General features: G+C 70.1%; 19 protein-coding genes. 11 read left to right on the plus strand and 8 right to left on the minus strand.

Going from position 1 to position 16576, the window contains the following annotated elements; all coding sequences use genetic code 11:
• Window positions 1-34: 34 nt before the first annotated feature.
• Window positions 35-667, minus strand: a complete 633-nt coding sequence (locus tag SALMUC_RS04630; protein WP_020041343.1) for an NAD(P)-dependent oxidoreductase — start codon at window positions 665-667, stop codon at window positions 35-37.
• Between the two features lie 106 nt (window positions 668-773).
• On the opposite strand from SALMUC_RS04630, the gene SALMUC_RS04635 reads away from it, so the two are divergent.
• A complete protein-coding gene (locus tag SALMUC_RS04635) occupies window positions 774-2060 on the plus strand; it encodes a lipoprotein-releasing ABC transporter permease subunit (RefSeq protein WP_020041344.1) in 1287 nt (428 codons plus the stop codon).
• A complete protein-coding gene (locus SALMUC_RS04640) occupies window positions 2053-2745 on the plus strand; it encodes an ABC transporter ATP-binding protein (protein ID WP_020041345.1) in 693 nt (230 codons plus the stop codon). Before SALMUC_RS04635 ends, SALMUC_RS04640 begins: the two co-directional genes overlap by 8 nt.
• Here SALMUC_RS04640 and SALMUC_RS04645 read toward each other — a convergent pair.
• A complete protein-coding gene (locus SALMUC_RS04645; protein WP_020041346.1) occupies window positions 2729-3163 on the minus strand; it encodes a DMT family transporter in 435 nt (144 codons plus the stop codon). The genes SALMUC_RS04640 and SALMUC_RS04645 overlap by 17 nt on opposite strands.
• 139 nt (window positions 3164-3302) lie before the next feature.
• On the opposite strand from SALMUC_RS04645, the gene SALMUC_RS04650 reads away from it, so the two are divergent.
• Window positions 3303-3719, plus strand: a complete 417-nt coding sequence (locus SALMUC_RS04650; RefSeq protein WP_020041347.1) for a c-type cytochrome — start codon at window positions 3303-3305, stop codon at window positions 3717-3719.
• Window positions 3720-3768: 49 nt separating this feature from the next.
• Here SALMUC_RS04650 and hrpB read toward each other — a convergent pair whose 3' ends face one another.
• Window positions 3769-6213: an ATP-dependent helicase HrpB gene (hrpB, locus tag SALMUC_RS04655; RefSeq protein WP_020041348.1), complete on the minus strand. Its 2445-nt coding sequence runs from the start codon at window positions 6211-6213 to the stop codon at window positions 3769-3771.
• A 160-nt stretch (window positions 6214-6373) separates the two neighbouring features.
• On the opposite strand from hrpB, the gene meaB reads away from it, so the two are divergent.
• The 4 genes from meaB (at window position 6374) to SALMUC_RS04675 (ending at window position 8742) form a co-directional block, all read left to right on the plus strand.
• Window positions 6374-7351 (plus strand): methylmalonyl Co-A mutase-associated GTPase MeaB, encoded by a 978-nt coding sequence (gene meaB / locus SALMUC_RS04660; RefSeq protein ID WP_020041349.1) that lies wholly within the window; start codon window positions 6374-6376, stop codon window positions 7349-7351.
• 132 nt (window positions 7352-7483) lie between these two features.
• Window positions 7484-7789, plus strand: coding sequence for a 50S ribosomal protein L28 (gene rpmB / locus SALMUC_RS04665; RefSeq protein ID WP_020041350.1), 306 nt, complete (start codon window positions 7484-7486; stop codon window positions 7787-7789).
• A gap of 103 nt (window positions 7790-7892) precedes the next feature.
• The gene (locus SALMUC_RS27995) at window positions 7893-8243 is read left to right on the plus strand and encodes a hypothetical protein (RefSeq protein WP_020041351.1); all 351 of its coding nucleotides are present in this window, start codon (window positions 7893-7895) and stop codon (window positions 8241-8243) included.
• Window positions 8244-8283: 40 nt separating this feature from the next.
• Complete coding sequence (locus SALMUC_RS04675; protein ID WP_020041352.1) at window positions 8284-8742, plus strand: copper chaperone PCu(A)C; 459 nt, start codon at window positions 8284-8286, stop codon at window positions 8740-8742.
• Between the two features lie 10 nt (window positions 8743-8752).
• Here SALMUC_RS04675 and SALMUC_RS04680 read toward each other — a convergent pair whose 3' ends face one another.
• Window positions 8753-9454, minus strand: coding sequence for an NAD-dependent deacylase (locus SALMUC_RS04680; RefSeq protein ID WP_020041353.1), 702 nt, complete (start codon window positions 9452-9454; stop codon window positions 8753-8755).
• A gap of 51 nt (window positions 9455-9505) precedes the next feature.
• Here SALMUC_RS04680 and SALMUC_RS04685 point away from each other — a divergent pair, with 51 nt between their 5' ends.
• Together SALMUC_RS04685 and SALMUC_RS04690 are read left to right on the plus strand one after the other, a co-directional pair.
• Window positions 9506-9976 carry a low molecular weight protein-tyrosine-phosphatase gene (locus tag SALMUC_RS04685; RefSeq protein WP_020041354.1) on the plus strand — a complete coding sequence of 157 codons (471 nt, stop codon included), beginning with the start codon at window positions 9506-9508 and terminating at the stop codon, window positions 9974-9976.
• A 133-nt stretch (window positions 9977-10109) separates the two neighbouring features.
• Complete coding sequence (locus SALMUC_RS04690) at window positions 10110-10973, plus strand: DUF1353 domain-containing protein (protein ID WP_156883365.1); 864 nt, start codon at window positions 10110-10112, stop codon at window positions 10971-10973.
• A gap of 36 nt (window positions 10974-11009) precedes the next feature.
• On the opposite strand, the gene SALMUC_RS04695 is transcribed toward SALMUC_RS04690, so the two are convergent.
• Window positions 11010-11711, minus strand: a complete 702-nt coding sequence (locus SALMUC_RS04695; RefSeq protein ID WP_020041356.1) for a class I SAM-dependent methyltransferase — start codon at window positions 11709-11711, stop codon at window positions 11010-11012.
• Window positions 11712-11924: 213 nt separating this feature from the next.
• On the minus strand, window positions 11925-13727 hold the full coding sequence (gene lepA / locus SALMUC_RS04700) for a translation elongation factor 4 (protein WP_020041357.1): 1803 nt from the start codon (window positions 13725-13727) through the stop codon (window positions 11925-11927).
• 125 nt (window positions 13728-13852) lie between these two features.
• Here lepA and SALMUC_RS04705 point away from each other — a divergent pair, with 125 nt between their 5' ends.
• Window positions 13853-14125, plus strand: a complete 273-nt coding sequence (locus SALMUC_RS04705; protein ID WP_037371004.1) for an acylphosphatase — start codon at window positions 13853-13855, stop codon at window positions 14123-14125.
• Between the two features lie 78 nt (window positions 14126-14203).
• On the opposite strand, the gene SALMUC_RS04710 is transcribed toward SALMUC_RS04705, so the two are convergent.
• Complete coding sequence (locus SALMUC_RS04710) at window positions 14204-14626, minus strand: DUF4168 domain-containing protein (RefSeq protein WP_020041359.1); 423 nt, start codon at window positions 14624-14626, stop codon at window positions 14204-14206.
• Between the two features lie 268 nt (window positions 14627-14894).
• On the opposite strand from SALMUC_RS04710, the gene SALMUC_RS04715 reads away from it, so the two are divergent.
• Window positions 14895-15248, plus strand: coding sequence for a hypothetical protein (locus SALMUC_RS04715; protein WP_037371005.1), 354 nt, complete (start codon window positions 14895-14897; stop codon window positions 15246-15248).
• 25 nt (window positions 15249-15273) lie between these two features.
• Here the strand turns inward: SALMUC_RS04715 and hisD are convergent, their stop codons facing one another.
• A complete protein-coding gene (gene hisD, locus SALMUC_RS04720; RefSeq protein ID WP_020041361.1) occupies window positions 15274-16560 on the minus strand; it encodes a histidinol dehydrogenase in 1287 nt (428 codons plus the stop codon).
• Window positions 16561-16576 lie beyond the last annotated feature (16 nt).

A 16576-nucleotide genomic window follows, 5' to 3' on the forward strand; every position in this document is an offset into this window, starting at 1 on the left:
GACGCGGCGTTGCTGCCTGCCGCAGCGCGGTGCCTCAGCGCACCAGGACCGGCGCCGTGCCGATGCTGGTCTCGTCCTCAAGGGTCTGCATGACCGCGTCCGCGACGGCCCGGCGGCTGATGAGGCCCATGCGCCATTCGCCGGGCTCGCGCAGCACCTTGTAGCGCCCGACCGCGCCATTGGTCAGAATGCCGGGCCGGAGGAGCGTCCAGTCGAGGCCCGATGCACGGATCATCTCTTCCTGCCGGTCCTTGTCGGCATAGGGCCGGCCCAGCAGGGCCTTCTGCGTCATCCTCTCGGCCGTCGACAGCGCCGAGGCCGAGTCGCCCGCGCCGATGCCTGTCACCGCCACCAGTCGGCGCACGCCGGCCTGCTGCATCGCCGGCAGCAGCGCGCCGGTCGCCTCGGAGAAGAGCGTCACCTCGGTCCAGAGCATCGACAGCCCCTCGGGCACCCCAAGCGCCATCACCACGGCGTCCACGCCCTGCACCGCCTCGGCGACCGCCTCGGGGTCGGTGGCATCGCCGGGCAGGGGCTCGAGCCCGTCGCGCAGCGGCATGTCGGCGGCGCTCCGGGACAAGGCGCGCACCTCATGGCCGCGCGCAAGCGCTGCCTCGACGACACAGGCGCCGATCCCGCGGCTCGCTCCGATCACGAGAAGTTTCATGCACGTCCCCTTACCCTGCTTACCACCGGAACGCGGGCGCGCTTGACCCCGTTCCGGCAAAAGGCCAGTTTCGCGCCCGAGCAGCCCCGGGACAAGACCGAAACACATGGCCAGAACCCCACCCCCCTTTGCCGGCTTCGAATGGACGATCGCCTGGCGCTACCTGCGCGCCCGTCGCGCCGAGGGCGGCGTCAGCGTGATGACCTGGATCAGCCTCGTGGGCATCACGCTCGCGGTCTTCGCGCTGATCGCGACGCTTTCCGTGCGCTCGGGCTTCCGGGCCGAGTTCGTGGACACGATCCTGGGCTCCAACGCTCACGTCACGGTCTATGCGTCGCAGCGCGAGGACGAGTTCGGCCGCATGGTGCGGACCTTCCCCGACTTCGACGAGCGTGCCGCGCGGGTGGCCGAGGTGCCGGGCGTCACGCGGGTCGCGCCGCTGGTCAAGGGCCAGGTCATGGGCACGGCCAACGGTCGCAACGCGGGCGTCGAGGTCTTCGGCATCGCGCAGGATGACCTCGAGACCATCCCGCGCATCGCCGACCCCGACACTGCGCAGGGCGACATCGCGCGCTTTTCCGAGGGTGTCGCCATCGGCTCGGGCGTCGCGCGCGAGCTGGGGCTCGGCGTCGGCGACCAGATCAAGCTGATCTCGCCCGACGGGGCCAAGACGCCCTTCGGCACCAGCCCGCGGGTCAAGGCCTACGAGGTCACCTACATCTTCACCGCGGGGCGCTACGACATCGACCGCACACGCGCCTACATGCCCTTCGGCGAGGCGCAGCTCTATTTCAACCGCGAGGGCGTGGCCGACGAGCTCGAGGTCATGGTGGACGATCCCGAGAGTGTCGAGAACGTCGCCCTGCCGATCCAGAGGGCCGCAGGCGAGGGCGCGCTGATCTGGACCTGGCAGGACAGTTCCGGCGCCTTCCTGCGCGCGCTCGAGGTCGAGGACAACGTGATGTTCGTGATCCTCTCGGTGCTGGTGCTGATCGCCACGATGAACATCGTCTCGGGGCTCATCATGCTGGTCAAGAACAAGGGCCGCGACATCGGCATCCTGCGCACCATGGGCCTGACCGAGGGCTCGGTGCTGCGCGTCTTCTTCATCTGCGGTGCCTTCACCGGGGTGATCGGCACGGTGATGGGCGTGGTCCTCGGCTGCCTCTTCGCGATCTACATCGACCCGATCTTCTCCTTCGTGAACTACGTCGCCGGCGGCGGGGTCTGGGACCCGGCGGTGCGCGGGATCTACTCGCTGCCCGCCAAGCTGCAGTGGGCCGACGTCGCGAGCGCCATGGCGCTGTCGCTGGGGCTGTCCTTCGTGGTCACGATCCTGCCGGCCCGCCGTGCGGCCCGCATGAACCCGGTGGAGGCGCTGCGCTATGAGTGAGAGTGACGAGGTGCTGCGCCTTTCGGGCATCGAGAAGGGCTACAACCACGGCGAGCCGAACGAGATCCTCGTGCTGCGCGGCGCGGACCTCACGGTCGGGCGGGGCGAGGTCGTCGCACTGGTCGCACCCTCGGGGGCCGGCAAATCGACGCTGCTGCACATCGCCGGGCTGCTCGACACGCCCGACGCGGGCGAGGTCGCCATCGGCGGCGAGGTCATGGACCTGCGGTCGGACCGGCGCCGGACGGTGATCCGCCGCCGCGAGGTGGGATTCATCTACCAGTTCCACCACCTGCTGCCCGAGTTCACGGCGCTCGAGAACATCGTGCTGCCGCAGCTGGCCGACGGCGTGGCGAAGGATGCGGCCGAGGCGCGCGGGCGCGAGCTGCTGGACAGCGTGGGCATCGCGCCGCGCGCGGAACACCGCCCGGCGGCGCTCTCGGGGGGCGAGCAGCAGCGCGTGGCCTTCTGCCGCGCCATGGCCAACACGCCGCGGCTTCTGCTGGCGGACGAGCCCACGGGCAACCTCGATCCCACGACCTCGGACCGGGTCTTCGACGCGCTGATGCGGCTGGTGCGCGAGACCGGCCTCTCGGCGGTTATCGCCACGCACAACCACGAGCTGGCCGCGCGCATGGATCGGCGGGTGGAGCTGGACGAGGGGCGTCTCAGGCCCGTTGCGTGACCCAGACGCCGAGCGCCATGAGCGCGAGGCCGGTGCCGCGCTTCAGCGTGAAGGGTTCCATCCGCGCGCCGAACAGGCCGAAATGGTCGATCAGCGCGGCGCTCAGAAGCTGGCCGATCAGCACGAAGAAGATCGCGTTGCCCACCCCGAAGGTGGGGGCCACGTAGGTCACCGAGAGCACGTAGAAGGCCACGCAGAGCCCGCCCAGGAACAGGTGCTTCGGCGCCGTGGCCGCGCGCATGACCGGGCGCGGGTCCAGCACCAGCAGCACCGCGAGGGTCGCGGCGAGGGCGACACAGAACAGGATCGTCGCCGCGGCGGCCGGCGAGCCCAGGTGCGCGCCAAGCCGCGCGTTGAGTGCGGCCAGCAGGGGAACGCCGATACCGGCGGCCAGCATGACGAGGGCTTGAACGGGCATGGGATCTCCGGGCCTGGGGGACGTCGCGCGCAACATGGCCGGGCACGGCGGGAATGTCACCCCGCCGCGCAGAGGGCTTGCGTGCCCGCGTCGTGCGGGCGACAGATGGGGCAAGACCAAGGGGGTACGGGAGCACAGCATGAAATACCTTTTGACCGCAGGATGGGCGACGGCGGCACTTGCGCTGGCGGGGTGCCAGACCGACGAGATGCCGGAAGCCGGCGATGGCCGGGCGCTCTACATGCAGTATTGCGCGGCCTGCCACGGGGCCGACGCGACCGGAAACGGAGAGCTGGCAAGGGCGATGGACAAGCCGCCGGCGAATCTCACGCTGATCTCGGTGCGCAATGGCGACAGCTTCCCGCGGGCGCGGGTGCTCTCGACCATCGATGGTTACGCGCGGTCCGATCTCGACGGACCAGCGATGCCCGAGTTCGGCGAGTTGCTGGAAGGCGATCTCGTGCCGCTGGATACAGGCGACGGCACGCTCACGCCGACGCCGCGCAAGCTGGTGGCGCTGCTGGAATACCTCGAATCGATCCAGGTGTCCCGCTGACACCCACCCCCGGCCCTCCCCCTGGCAGGGGGAGGGAGCGCACCGCGCGTCACTTGCGGCGCGGGCGCGCCCGGAGCGTGGGATCGGCCTCGCGCGGGTCCTCGGGCCAGGGATGCTTGGGGTATTGCGCCTTCATGTCCTTGCGCACGTCGGCATAGGAGCCGTCCCAGAACCCCGGCAGGTCCATCGTGGTCTGCACCGGGCGCTGCGCCGGCGACAGCAGCGTGACCCGCACCGGCGTGCCGCCCACGGTCGGATGCGTGCGCTGGCCGAACATCTCCTGCAGGCGGAGCGAAATCTCGGGGTGCTCGCCCGAGTAGTCGATGGGGATCTCGCGGCCGAGGGGCGTGGTGAACTTGCCCGGAACCGCGGCATCAAGCGCCTGCATCTGGCCCCAGTCGAGCCTTGCACGCAGGGCGGGCAGCGGATCGAAGCCCTTCCAGTCGCCTGCGCTGCGGACGCCGTCGAGGAAGGGCAGGAGCCAGTCATCCAGCGTCTCCATCAACGCGGCCTCGGACATGTCGGGCAGATCGAGCCCGTCGTTGCGCGCCAGCGCCACGCGCGCGCAGAACCGCCGCGCCGGCGCCGGGAGGGCGAGGCCCAGCTCGCGCACGCCGCCGAGCATCGCTCGGGCGACCTGCGCGTCGGGAACGTCCTTCCAGATCCGGTCGTCGAGCACCAGGGCGCCGAAGCGCTCCTGCTGGCGCGCGACGACGCGGCGCTCGCGCCGGGACCATTCACAGACATCGTGCCAGGCGATCTGGTCGGAAAAGAGCGTGCGCAGTTCGGACTCCGAGATCGGCGCGGCCTGCCGGATGCGCGCCTCGCGCGGGTTGCCGTCGGTGTCGGTGACCACGATCAGCCGGCTGCCCGCCAGCGGGTCGGCCTGGTCCATGATGGCACCCTTGCCGCCCGAGAGCACGAAGCGCGGCGCCTCGCCCTTGCGGCGCAGGCCGACCCGGTCGGGATAGGCCAGCGCGGCCATGGCGGCGGGGGAGAGCGGCTCGTCGGGCGCGGGCCCGGCCTGGCGCGAAAGTCGCCGCGTCTCGGCGCGGATACGCTCGAGCGCGCCGCGGTTGATGCCGTGCGGGCGCGTCTCGGCAAAGCGGCGCGGATCGGCCAGCGCCTCGAGACGCAGCGCGAGGTCGCAGGGCGCGCCGGTCAGCGGGTCGCGATCCGACAGCAGGGCGGCGAGCGGCGCCGCATCGGGGCCCGCATGGCGCAGCATGTGGGCCAGACGGGGGTGCAGTGGCAGCCGGGACAGCGCGCGGCCATGCGTGGTGATGCGGTCCTCGGCGTCGAGCGCGCCCAGCATCCGCAGGAGCGCGTTGGCCTCGGCCAGCGCGCCCGGGTTGGGCGGCGTCAGGAAGGGCATGTCGGCAGCCTGCGCGCCCCAGAGCGCGAGCTCCAGCGCGAGCCCCGCGAGGTCCGCGACCTCGATCTCGGGCGGCGGATAGGCGGCGAGCGCACCGTCCTCGCCACTGGTCCAGAGCTTCCAGGCGGTGCCGGGGGCGACGCGGCCCGCGCGCCCGGCGCGCTGGGTCGCCTCGGCGCGGGTCACGCGCTCGGTCACCAGCCGCGACATGCCGCTGCCGGGATCGAAGCGCGCGCGCCGGGCGCGGCCGCCGTCGACCACGACGCGGATGTCCTCGATGGTGAGCGAGGTCTCGGCGATGGCGGTGGCGAGCACGACCTTGCGGCCCTCGGTCTCGGGGCGGATCGCGGCGCGCTGGGCGGCGAAGTCCATGGCGCCGAAGAGCGGGCGGATGCGGCAGTCGGCGGGCAGGCGCGATTTCAGCAGCGCCTCGGTGCGGCGGATCTCGCCCTCGCCGGGGAGGAAAGCGAGGATGCCGCCTTCGGTTTCGGCGGCGGCGCGGACGATGAGGTCTGCCATGCCCTCCTCGAACCGCTGGCGTTTCGGGCGCGGGGCGTCGAGCCAGCGCGGCTCGACCGGGAAGGCGCGGCCCTCGGAGGTCACCATGGGGGCCTGCATGAGCTCGGCCACGGGGCCGCCGTCGAGCGTGGCGGACATGGCGACGAGCTGCAGGTCCTCGCGCAGGGCGCCGGCGATCTCGAGGCAGAGCGCGAGGCCGAGATCGGCGTTGAGCGAGCGTTCGTGGAACTCGTCGAAGATCACCGCGCCGATGTCCGAGAGCTCGGGGTCGGACTGGATCATTCGGGTGAGGATGCCCTCGGTCACAACCTCGATGCGGGTCGCCTTGCCGCTTTTCGCCTCGCCCCGGATGCGGTAGCCGACGGTCTCGCCCGGGCTCTCGCCCAGCGTCTCGGCCATGCGCGCGGCGGCGGCGCGGGCGGCGAGGCGGCGCGGTTCGAGCATGACGATCTTCTGGCGGGTGAGACCGGCGTCGAGCATGGCGAGCGGGACGCGCGTGGTCTTGCCGGCCCCGGGCGGGGCCTGAAGAACGGCACGGCCGTGGGTGCGCAGGGCGCGGGTGAGGTCGGGCAGGGCGTCGTCGATGGGCAGGCGGTCCATGGCGCGGGTTATGACGCAAGGAGACGCGGGGGTCCATCTTCCGGGCGCGGTGCCGGGCCGCTGGCCGCTTGGCGTATTTGGAACAAGAAGAAGCCGGGGAGGGGTGGACATCCCCCGGCGGGGGCGGTCAGTTCGGGGCGCATCAGGAAGGGACGAGGGCATGGAGAACGTGGAGCTGGCGAAGCGCATCCTGGCGGGCGAGCGGCGCGCCCTGGCGCGGGCGATCACGCTGGTGGAGAGCAACCGGGCGGATCACCGCGCGCAGGCGGCGGAGCTGCTGGAAGAGCTGCGCGGGCACGGGCGGCAGGCGCTGCGCGTGGGGCTTTCCGGCACGCCCGGCGTGGGCAAGTCGACCTTCATCGAGGCCTTCGGCACGATGCTGACCGGGCAGGGGCTCAAGGTCGCGGTGCTGGCGGTGGATCCCTCGTCGGCGCGCTCGGGCGGCTCGATCCTTGGAGACAAGACCCGCATGGAGCGGCTGAGCCGCGATCCCAGGGCCTTCATCCGGCCCTCGCCCTCGCAGAGCCACCTGGGCGGCGTGGCGCGGCGCACGCGCGAGGCGATCGACCTTTGCCAGGCAGCCGATTTCGACGTGATTCTCATCGAGACCGTTGGCGTCGGCCAGTCCGAGACGGTGGTGGCCGAGATGTCGGATCTTTTCCTGCTGCTGCTGGCGCCGGCAGGGGGCGACGAGCTGCAGGGGGTGAAGCGCGGGATCATGGAGACTGCCGACATCATCCTGATCAACAAGGCCGACGGCGACCTGAAATCGACCGCGGTGCGCACCTGCGCCGACTACGCCGGGGCGCTGCGCCTGCTGCGCAAGCGGCCGCAGGACCCGGAGGGCTTCCCGAAGGCGCTGACCGTCTCGGCGGTCGAGGAGAACGGGCTGCAGGAGGCCTGGTCCGAGATGACGGCGCTGGCGGACTGGCGTCGCGAGACCGGGCATTTCGACGCCCGCCGTGCGCAGCAGGCGCGCTACTGGTTCGAGGCCGAGGTGCGCGAGGGCCTGCTGGCCCGGCTGCGCCGCGAGCCGGTGAAAGGCGCCATGGAGGCGCTCGCACGGCAGGTCGAGGCGGGCGATGTCACCGCCGCGGCGGCAGCCGAGGAGCTGCTGCGCGACTATCTCGGGATGTAGCCGCGAGCGGGCTTGACGCGCCGTGTGCTTGCGGCTAGGGAAACGCGACCAGATTCCGGGCGCCGCATGAAGGCGCCCTTTGATATTGGCGAAAGGCCCGTGCTTTCGCCCCGACACGATGAGGATGGACCCATGTCGCGCGTATGCGAACTGACCGGCAAAGGCCCGATGGTGGGCAACAACGTGAGCCACGCCAACAACAAGACCAAGCGTCGCTTCCTGCCGAACCTGAATGATGTGACCCTGCAGTCCGAGGTCCTGGGCCGCGGCGTCAAGCTGCGCATCTCGGCCTCGGCGCTGCGCTCGGTCGATCACCGCGGCGGCCTGGACAAGTTCCTGGCCAAGGCGAAGGACTCCGATCTCAGCGAGACCGCGCTGAAGATCAAGAAGGAGATCCTCAAGGCCCAGTCCGCGCAGGCGGCCACGATCGAAGCCTGAGGCTTCTGACCAAGGCAGGAATTTGCAGCCCCGCGCCAGTGGCGACGGGGCTGTTTCCTTTTGTCGCGAGACGTTTGTGCGGAAATGTTCTAGCAAGTCGGCCATGACGCGGCGTTTCCTTGCACCCTTGGCGGTTCTGCTGGCGCTCGTGCTGGCTCTGACCGGCTACGAGGCTGCCGTGGCGCGTGCCGCGCCGGCGCCGGCCGGCCAGATGGTCATCTGCACGGGCCAGGGGCTGGCCGTCATCGCGGTGGATGCCGAGGGCAATCCCGTCGGCCCCGCGCATATCTGCCCGGACGCCGCGTCCGGCTTTTTCGCCGCACTCGCGGAGTCGCCGGTCATCACGCCGCGCGTCTTTGCATGGCAGCCGGTGGCCGCCCGCTCGGGACAGCGGCATCGCGCAGGTCGCGTTCCGCCCGCCGGCACCGCGAGGGGACCTCCGCTCGACGTCTGAAATCATCGTAATTCCAGACTGTTGAGAAAGGACTTTCACAATGAAGATCAAGAGCGCAATCGCCGGCGCGCTGGGGCTGGCCCTGGCCACGCCCGCCGCGGCCGACATCGTCATCAGCGACGCCTATGCCCGCAGCGCCATGCCGGGCGCCAAGACCGGGGCGGCCTTCATGCAGATCGAGAACACAGGGGCGGAAGACGACCGCCTGGTCGCGGTCGACTCGGAGGCCGCGATGAAGGTCGAGCTCCACACGCATGTCGACATGGGCGACGGCGTGGTGAAGATGACCGAGGTGGAAGAGGGCTTTGCAATCCCCGCGGGCGGTCACCACATGCTGGCGCGCGGCGGCGACCATGTCATGTTCATGGGCGTCACGCAGCCCTTCGAGCACGGCGGAACGGTAACCGTGACGCTTACCTTCGAGAAGGCCGGGGAGCGCGTCGTCGACATCCCCGTGGATCTCGAGCGCCAGCCCGATCACGGGGCCATGTCGCACTGACGGCACGCCGTCAGGCCGAGGCCAGAAGCGTCTCGACCCAGGCGGGCACGGTCTCGGTGGCCGGGCCCGCCCGGCGCTCGTGGAAGATGCGGCTGACCTCGCTCGACTCGAGGTTCAGCTCGATGGTTGCGGCGCCAGCCAGCGTCGCCTCCTGCACGAACCCTGCGGCCGGGTGGACCTGGCCCGAGGTCCCGATGGCAGCGAATCGGTCGCACCGCTCGAGGTGCTCGAGGATCAGGTCCATGTGGTAGGGCATTTCGCCGAACCAGACGACGTCGGGCCGGGCGGCGGGCTTGCCGCAGGCGGGGCAGGGCTCTTGCGGCGCCATCTCGGGCGGCGCGTCCCAGCGGTGCTCGCAGGCGACGCAGAGGGCGCGGGACAACTCGCCATGCATGTGGATGACCTCGGCGCCGGCGCGTTCGTGCAGCGCATCGACGTTCTGCGTGACGATCGTCACCTCGCCGGGCCAGTCGCGCTGCAACCGCGCGAGCGCGACATGCGCGGGGTTCGGCGCGGCCCCGGCGGCCTGCAGGCGACGCGCGTTGTAGAAGCCCTGCACCAGCGCCGGGTCGCGCGCGAAACCCTCGGGCGTGGCCACGTCGCGGATGTCGTGCTGCGCCCAGAGGCCGCCCTCGTCGCGAAAGGTGCCCAGGCCGCTCTCGGCCGAGATGCCCGCACCTGTGAGCACCAGGATTCGCTCCGCTCTCGCCATGCTTTCCCCCTTGGTCGTCGCGCGTTAGAGAGAGGCCAAAGGAGGCCCCGCATGGCGCATCGTATCCTCTTCGTCTGTCTCGGCAACATCTGCCGCTCGCCTTCGGCCGAGGGCGTGCTGCGCGCCATGGCCGAGGCGCGCGGGATCGCTCTCGAAATCGACAGCGCCGGAACGGGCGACTGGCACCTCGGAGATCCGCCCTACAGGCCGATGCAGGCCGCGGCGCGGGCGCGCGGCTACGACCTGGCGGGGCTGCGGGCGCGGCAGGTCTCGGTGGCGGACTTCCATGACTTCGACCTCGTGCTGGCGATGGATTCGGCGAACCTCGACTCGCTCGAGCGTCTGCGGCCGGCCGATGCGCGGGCCCGCCTGCGCCGGTTCACCGACTACGCGCCGCAGCTCGGCACCGACGAGGTGCCCGATCCCTATTACACGCGCGACTTCGACGGCACGCTCGACATGGTCGAGGCGGCGGCGCAGGGGCTGCTGGACGATCTCGATTCCGCCAACCGGCCGGGCTGACGTCGGGGCCTCTGCCGCCGGGGTGGGCAGGTGGTGCGGCCATGCACCCGGGGACTTTCGGATCGCTTGATCGCATGGCGCCGCGACCGATAGGGTCTGTGCGAAATCTATTTCAGAAAACGGGATTCCCATCATGCATAGAGCCGTCATGGCCTGCGTTGCGCTCGTATCGCTCGCGGCCTGCACCCCCACTGCGCAGGACGCGCGCGATGTCGATGCGCTGTCCGAGATCACCTGCACCACGCGGCCCGGAGCCTGCGCCTATTTCACGCCGCCCGTGAGGGTGCGCAACGCGCCCGTGGACCTGCCGCGCCGGCCCTACCGCTTCTTTCCGCTGGCCGAGACGCTCACCTTTTCCGATGCGCGCCAGCGGCGGTGGGTGGCGCCGAGCGGCACGCTGACGGACGGCGCCTCGATCCCGCCCATCTTCGTGTCCATCGTGGGCTCGCCGGCGGCGCCGGAATACGTCAGCGCGGGCGCAATCCACGACGCCTATTGCGGCGTCGGCAACGAGGCAGGGGCGAACTACCATGCCGCCCGCTGGCAGGACGTGCACCGCATGTTCTATGATGCGCTGGTGGCGGGCGGCACGCCGGATGCGCGGGCCCAGCTGATGTTCTCGGCGGTCTGGTTGGGCGGGCCGCGCTGGAACACGCACCTGGATATCGACCAGATCCCGGATGGCGCCAAGCGGGCCGCGCTGGGCAAGGTCAGGGACTACATCGACGGGCAGGCGCCGTCGTTCAGCCAGCTGATGCGCAAGCTGCAGCAGGTCGAACGGACCATGTTGCGGCAGTACCCTGATCGGCACGCCCGGCCGGTGCCGGGCGATGACAACGACGATATCGTGACGGAAGAGGGCTACTACGAGGGCGAGGAAGAGAGCTACGAAGGCGTGGAATACGACGACACCGAAGCGCCTGACGTCACCCCCGAGGAAGAGGACACGCCGGTGCGGGAGCAGGCCCGCGTCGCGCGGGAGGACACCGCCCTCTGAGCGGTGTCTCCCGAAATTCAGTCGCCGGGGCCCGCGTCAGGTGGTGCGGGGCTCGGCCGAGCCGACGCCGGTCCGGGGCGCGGCACCGTTCCGCGCCAGCGGACGGTCGTGCAGCGCGCTGGCGTCCTTTTCCAGCACGAGCAGGGTCATCATGCCCAGCGGGGGCAGGCGCCGCCGCTCGATCTCGCGCAGGCCGGGGGTGTCGGTGACCACGCGGATGTCGAAATCGGAATGCCAGCCCAGCTGGTCGGCAAAGCGCGCGGTCCGGCGCGAGAGATAGCCCAGCACGCCGCGTTCGCGGGCAAAGTGATTGGTCATCACAAGCCGTCCGCCGGGCTTCAGCACGCGCACCATCTCGGCCATGACGCGATCCGGATCAGGCACGACCGAGATCACGTGCATCGCGACCACCGTGTCGAAGCGGTCGTCGTCAAAGTCTAGCTTGCGGGCGTCCATCTGCCGCAGGTCCTCGACGTTCGGCAGGCCCATGCGGCCGACGCGAGTTTCCGCCTTGGCCAGCATGTCGTGGGAATAGTCCACGCCGGTGATCTTGTGACCGCGGTCGAAGCGAGGAAGCGAGAGGCCGGTTCCGACACCGACCTCGAGAAGCTCGCCGGGCTCCTGCCGGTTGACGTATTCGGCGGCCTTGCGGCGCCCGACCTCGGTGATGGCCCCGAAGGTGCGGTCGTAGACGGGCGCCCAGCGGGCGTAAGATGATGTGACGGCGTCGATGTCCAAGCGGGGCCTCGCGATGTGGCGTCTGTCGGTTAACAAGATTGGTGCTACGCTGCGGAAGGCAAGGGTTCAAGGTGCAGGGGTGGCGGGAGCTTGCCGGTTGGCACTCAACCATCCCATTTCACGCATGAAGGCCCGCCGGCGTCCGCCGTTGAAACAACACAGACTGTGAAACGCCGACATCCGGCCCGCGGTTCCCACGAGTGGCAGGCGGTGTCAGCCGTCCATCTTGAGCGCGGAGATGAAGGCCTCCTGCGGAATCTCGACCTTGCCGAACTGGCGCATCTTCTTCTTGCCGGCCTTCTGCTTCTCGAGCAGCTTCTTCTTGCGCGAGGCGTCGCCGCCGTAGCACTTGGCCGTCACGTCCTTGCGCATGGCCGACAGCGTCTCGCGCGCGATGACCTTGCCGCCGATGGCCGCCTGGATCGGGATCTTGAACATGTGGCGCGGGATCAGCTCTTTCAGCTTCTCGCACATCGCACGCCCGCGCATCTCGGCCCGGTCGCGGTGCACCATCATGGCCAGCGCGTCCACGGGCTCGTCGTTCACGAGGATCTGCATCTTCACGAGGTTGTCCTCGCGGTAGCCGACCATCTCGTAGTCGAAGGAGGCATAGCCCTTGGTCACCGATTTAAGCCGGTCGTAGAAATCGAAGACCACCTCGTTGAGGGGCAGGTCGTAGACCGTCATCGCGCGCCCGCCCACGTAGGTCAGGTCGAGCTGCAGACCGCGCCGCTCCTGGCAGAGCTTGAGCACGTCGCCGAGGTATTCGTCCGGCACCATGATGGTGGCCTTGATCCGCGGCTCCTCGACATGGGCCACGAGGCTGGGATCGGGCATGTCGGCGGGATTGTGCAGGTCGCGCCGCTCGCCGTCCTTGGTGTAGAGATGGTAGATCACCGACGGCGCGGTGGTGATGAGCTCGATGTCGTACTCGCGCTCCAGCCGGTCGCGGATCACCTCGAGGTGCAGCAGGCCGAGGAACCCGCAGCGGAAGCCGAAGCCGAGCGCCGCCGAGGTCTCCATCTCGTAGGTGAAGGAGGCGTCGTTGAGGGCCAGCTTCTCGATGGCGTCGCGCATGTCCTCGAAATCGTTGGCGTCGACCGGGAAGAGGCCACAGAAGACCACCGGCACCGAAGGCTTGAAGCCCGGCAGCGGCTCGGCGCAGGGCTTCTTCTCGTGGGTGATGGTGTCGCCGACGCGAGTGTCGCGCACCTGCTTGATCGAGGCGTTCAGGTAGCCGATCTCGCCCGGACCCAGTTCTTTCACGTTGGTCATGGCGGGGCGGTAGACGCCCACGTCGTCCACGTCGTAGGTGCCGCCCGTCTTCATCATGCGGATGCGGTCGCCCTTCTTGAGCGTGCCGTCGATGATGCGCACGATGACGATCACGCCCAGGTACTGGTCGTACTTGGAATCCACCAGCATCGCCTTAAGCGGCTTGTCGCGGTCGCCCTCGTCCGGCGGGGGCAGGCGGTTCACGATGGCCTCGAGCACGTCGGGGATGCCGACGCCGGTCTTGGCCGAGATTAGGCAGGCGTCCGAGGCATCGATGCCGATGACGTCCTCGATCTGCTCCTTGACGCGGTCGGGGTCCGACGCGGGCAGGTCGACCTTGTTCAGCACCGGCACGATCTCGTGGTCGGCGTCGATGGCCGTGTAGACGTTGGCCAGCGTCTGCGCCTCGACGCCCTGCGTGGCGTCGACCACCAGCAGCGATCCCTCGACCGCCTGCATCGAGCGCGCCACCTCGTAGGCGAAGTCGACGTGGCCCGGCGTGTCGATGAGGTTCAGCACGTAGGTCTGGCCGTCCTGCGCCGGATACTCGATGCGCACGGTGTTGGCCTTGATCGTGATGCCCCGTTCGCGTTCGATGTCCATCGAGTCGAGAAGCTGCTCCTGCATGTCGCGTTCGGCGACGGTGCCGGTGAGCTGGATCAGCCGGTCGGCCAGGGTGGACTTGCCGTGGTCGATGTGGGCGACGATGGAGAAGTTGCGGATGCGCGAAAGCTCGGTCATGCGCAGCGATATGCTTTTGTTTCATGGGCCGGTCAAGGTGGATCGTCGCGCACGAGGGCCCATATTGCACCAAGGGAAGCCGCCGGGCGCCCATGTCCGCCCCGGTGCGAGAGAGGGAGGCAGCCATGAGATGCGAAAGGGTTGTTGTGACGGGCCGGGTGCAGGGCGTGTGGTTCCGCGCCTGGACCGAGGAACAGGCGCTTGGCCTCGGCCTGACGGGCTGGGTGCGCAATCGCGCGGACGGCGCGGTCGAGGCGATGATCGCCGGCAGCGACGAGGCGGTCGCGACCATGCTGGCGCGATTCCACCAGGGCTCGCCCGCGTCGAGTGTCTCGGAGGTCCGGCACGACCCCTGCGAGGCGCCGGAGGATACCGACGGTTTCGAGGTCCGCTCCTGACGCGCGGCCGTACGGACAAGAAAAAGCCGTCCCGGGGTACGGGACGGCTCTAGGCGACGGGAATTCTGTCTGACGGGATTAGCCGTCGTTCTCGGTGTTCTGCGCCTGCTGGCGTTCCTGCGCCATGGCGACGAGGCGCTCGTTGAGCTCGGCGTTCTGCTGTGCGGCCTGGCCGATCTCGTTGTAGGTCTCGACGGTCATGCCCTCGGTGGCTTCGATGGCGGCCATCATCTCGCTCTGTGCCTCTTCCATCAGGCTCTGCTGCTCTTCCTGGCTCTCGGTCGCCTGGATGCGGGGCATGTAGGACGCGCGCAGCTCCATCACTTCCATCGCCGCGTCGACGAAGGATTCCAGCTCTGCCTCGCTGTAGCTCATCGCCGGGGCTTCCTGGGTCTCTGCCGGGGCCTCGGTCTCGGCGCTCTGGGCCAGAACCGGCGCAACCGGTGCGGCGACGAGGGCGGCGATCACGGTCGATTTCAGCAGGGTGCCGTTCAGTTTCATGACGTCTCCTTTCAGGTCCGATGGGGCCGGGGGCTCCCGGCGCCTGACCCCCACCTAAGCAGGGCGGTTTGGCGATGAAAGGGGCGGCGGGAAAACGGCGGGGATCCGCCCTTGCGGGCTGTCGGGCCCGGCGGCGCGGCGCCGGTTCCACCAACGCTTTGGTGAATTGAATTCGGCGTGAACTTCGGGCACCCTGCCGTGAACGGCGTCGGCCAAGGAGGGTGCAAAGCCCCGCGCGGCGCCATCGGGCAGACGAGAGAGCGGTCAGATGCGGGCGATGATCACGGTAGCGCTCCTTGCGGGGCTTGGACTTGCAGGGTGCGGCGGAGGAGGCTCACGCACGAGCGGAGATGTCTACGCGTCTCGGTTCGCGAGCGGACCGATCTCGCGGGCCTGCCTCGCCTCGGACCGCCGGGCGCGCAGCCCGGAGCTCTGCGGCTGCGTGCAGGCGGCGGCGAACCTCGAGCTCACCAACTCCGACCAGCGTCTCGCGGTCTCCTTCTACGACGACCCCCACCGCGGGCAGGAGGTCCGCCAGTCAGACCGCCGCCGCGACCGCGATTTCTGGGACCGCTACAACGACTACATCGACCGCGCCGAGCGGCTCTGCCGCGGGCTCTGAGCGGCGGCCACGAGCCGCAGGCGGCTCATTCCGCGAGACGTTGCGCGCGCGGCGCCAGCCGCATGTCCGCGGTCCGGGCATGCCCCTCCATCCCCTCGGCCCGGCTGATGGTGGCGGTCGCGCGGGCCAGATCCGGCAGGGCGTGCGGCGCCACGCGCTGCCAGGTCACGGTCTTGAGGAACTTGTGCACCGACAGCCCGCCCGTGTGGCGCGCCGCCCCCGAGGTGGGCAGCACGTGGTTCGGCCCGGCCGCCTTGTCGCCGAAGGCCACGGTGGTCTCGGCCCCCAGGAAAAGCGAGCCGTAGGCGCACAACCGCGCGCGCCACCAGTCGAGATCCGCCGCCTGCACGTGCAGGTGCTCGGGCGCGTAGCGGTCCGCGGTCGCGGCCATCTCCTCGCGGCTGTCCGCCAGCATGACCTCGCCAAGCGCCGCCCAGGCCTCTCGCGCCGCGCTGCGATTGGGCTCGGGCAATGCGTCGATCAGCTGCGGGACGCGCCGGAGCACCGCCTCGGCCAGCGGCCGGTGGTCGGTCACCAGCCAGACCGGCGATGTGGCCCCGTGCTCGGCCTGCCCGGCAAGATCGGCCGCCACGGTCTCGGCACTGGCACTGGCATCGGCGATCACCAGGGAATCGGTCGGCCCCGCCACCATGTCGATGCCCACCGGGCCGAACAGCTGCCGCTTGGCCTCGGCGACAAAGGCGTTGCCGGGCCCTACGAGGATGTCGGCCTCCGGCAGGCCGAATAGCCCCAGCGCCATGGCCGCGATCCCCTGCACGCCGCCCAGCACCAGCACCCGGTCGGCGCCGGCGACGTGCAGCGCGTGCAGCACCGCCGGATGCGGCCCGTCGCGGCCGGGCGGCGTGCAGGCCACCACCTCCGGCACGCCCGCCGCGCGGGCCGTGGTCACCGTCATCAGCGCCGAGGCGACATGCGCATAGCGCCCGCCCGGCACATAGGCCCCGGCGCAGCCGACCGGGATCAGCCGCTGGCCGGCCACCAGCCCTGGGCGCAGCTCGGTCTCGAACTCCGTGACCGAGGCGCGCTGTGCTTCCGCGAAGGCGCGGATGTTGGCATGGGCATAGCCAATGGCTTCGACCAGCTCCGCGTCGAGCTGGCGGTGCGCCGCGGCAAGCGTCTCGGGCGCGATCTCGAACGGGCCGTCCCAGCCGTCCAGCCGCGCCGCGTAGTCGCGCGCGGCGCTCTCGCGCTCGCGGCGCAGGCGGGCGAGCATGATCTGCACCGTATCGGCGCAATCGGCGACGCCCTGTGCAGGCAGGCCGGGGGCGGACTTCAGGGATGTGACGGACATGGGGCTCCAGCTTGAC

The sequence above is a fragment of the Salipiger mucosus DSM 16094 genome (assembly GCF_000442255.1).
GTDB classification, from domain to species: domain Bacteria; phylum Pseudomonadota; class Alphaproteobacteria; order Rhodobacterales; family Rhodobacteraceae; genus Salipiger; species Salipiger mucosus.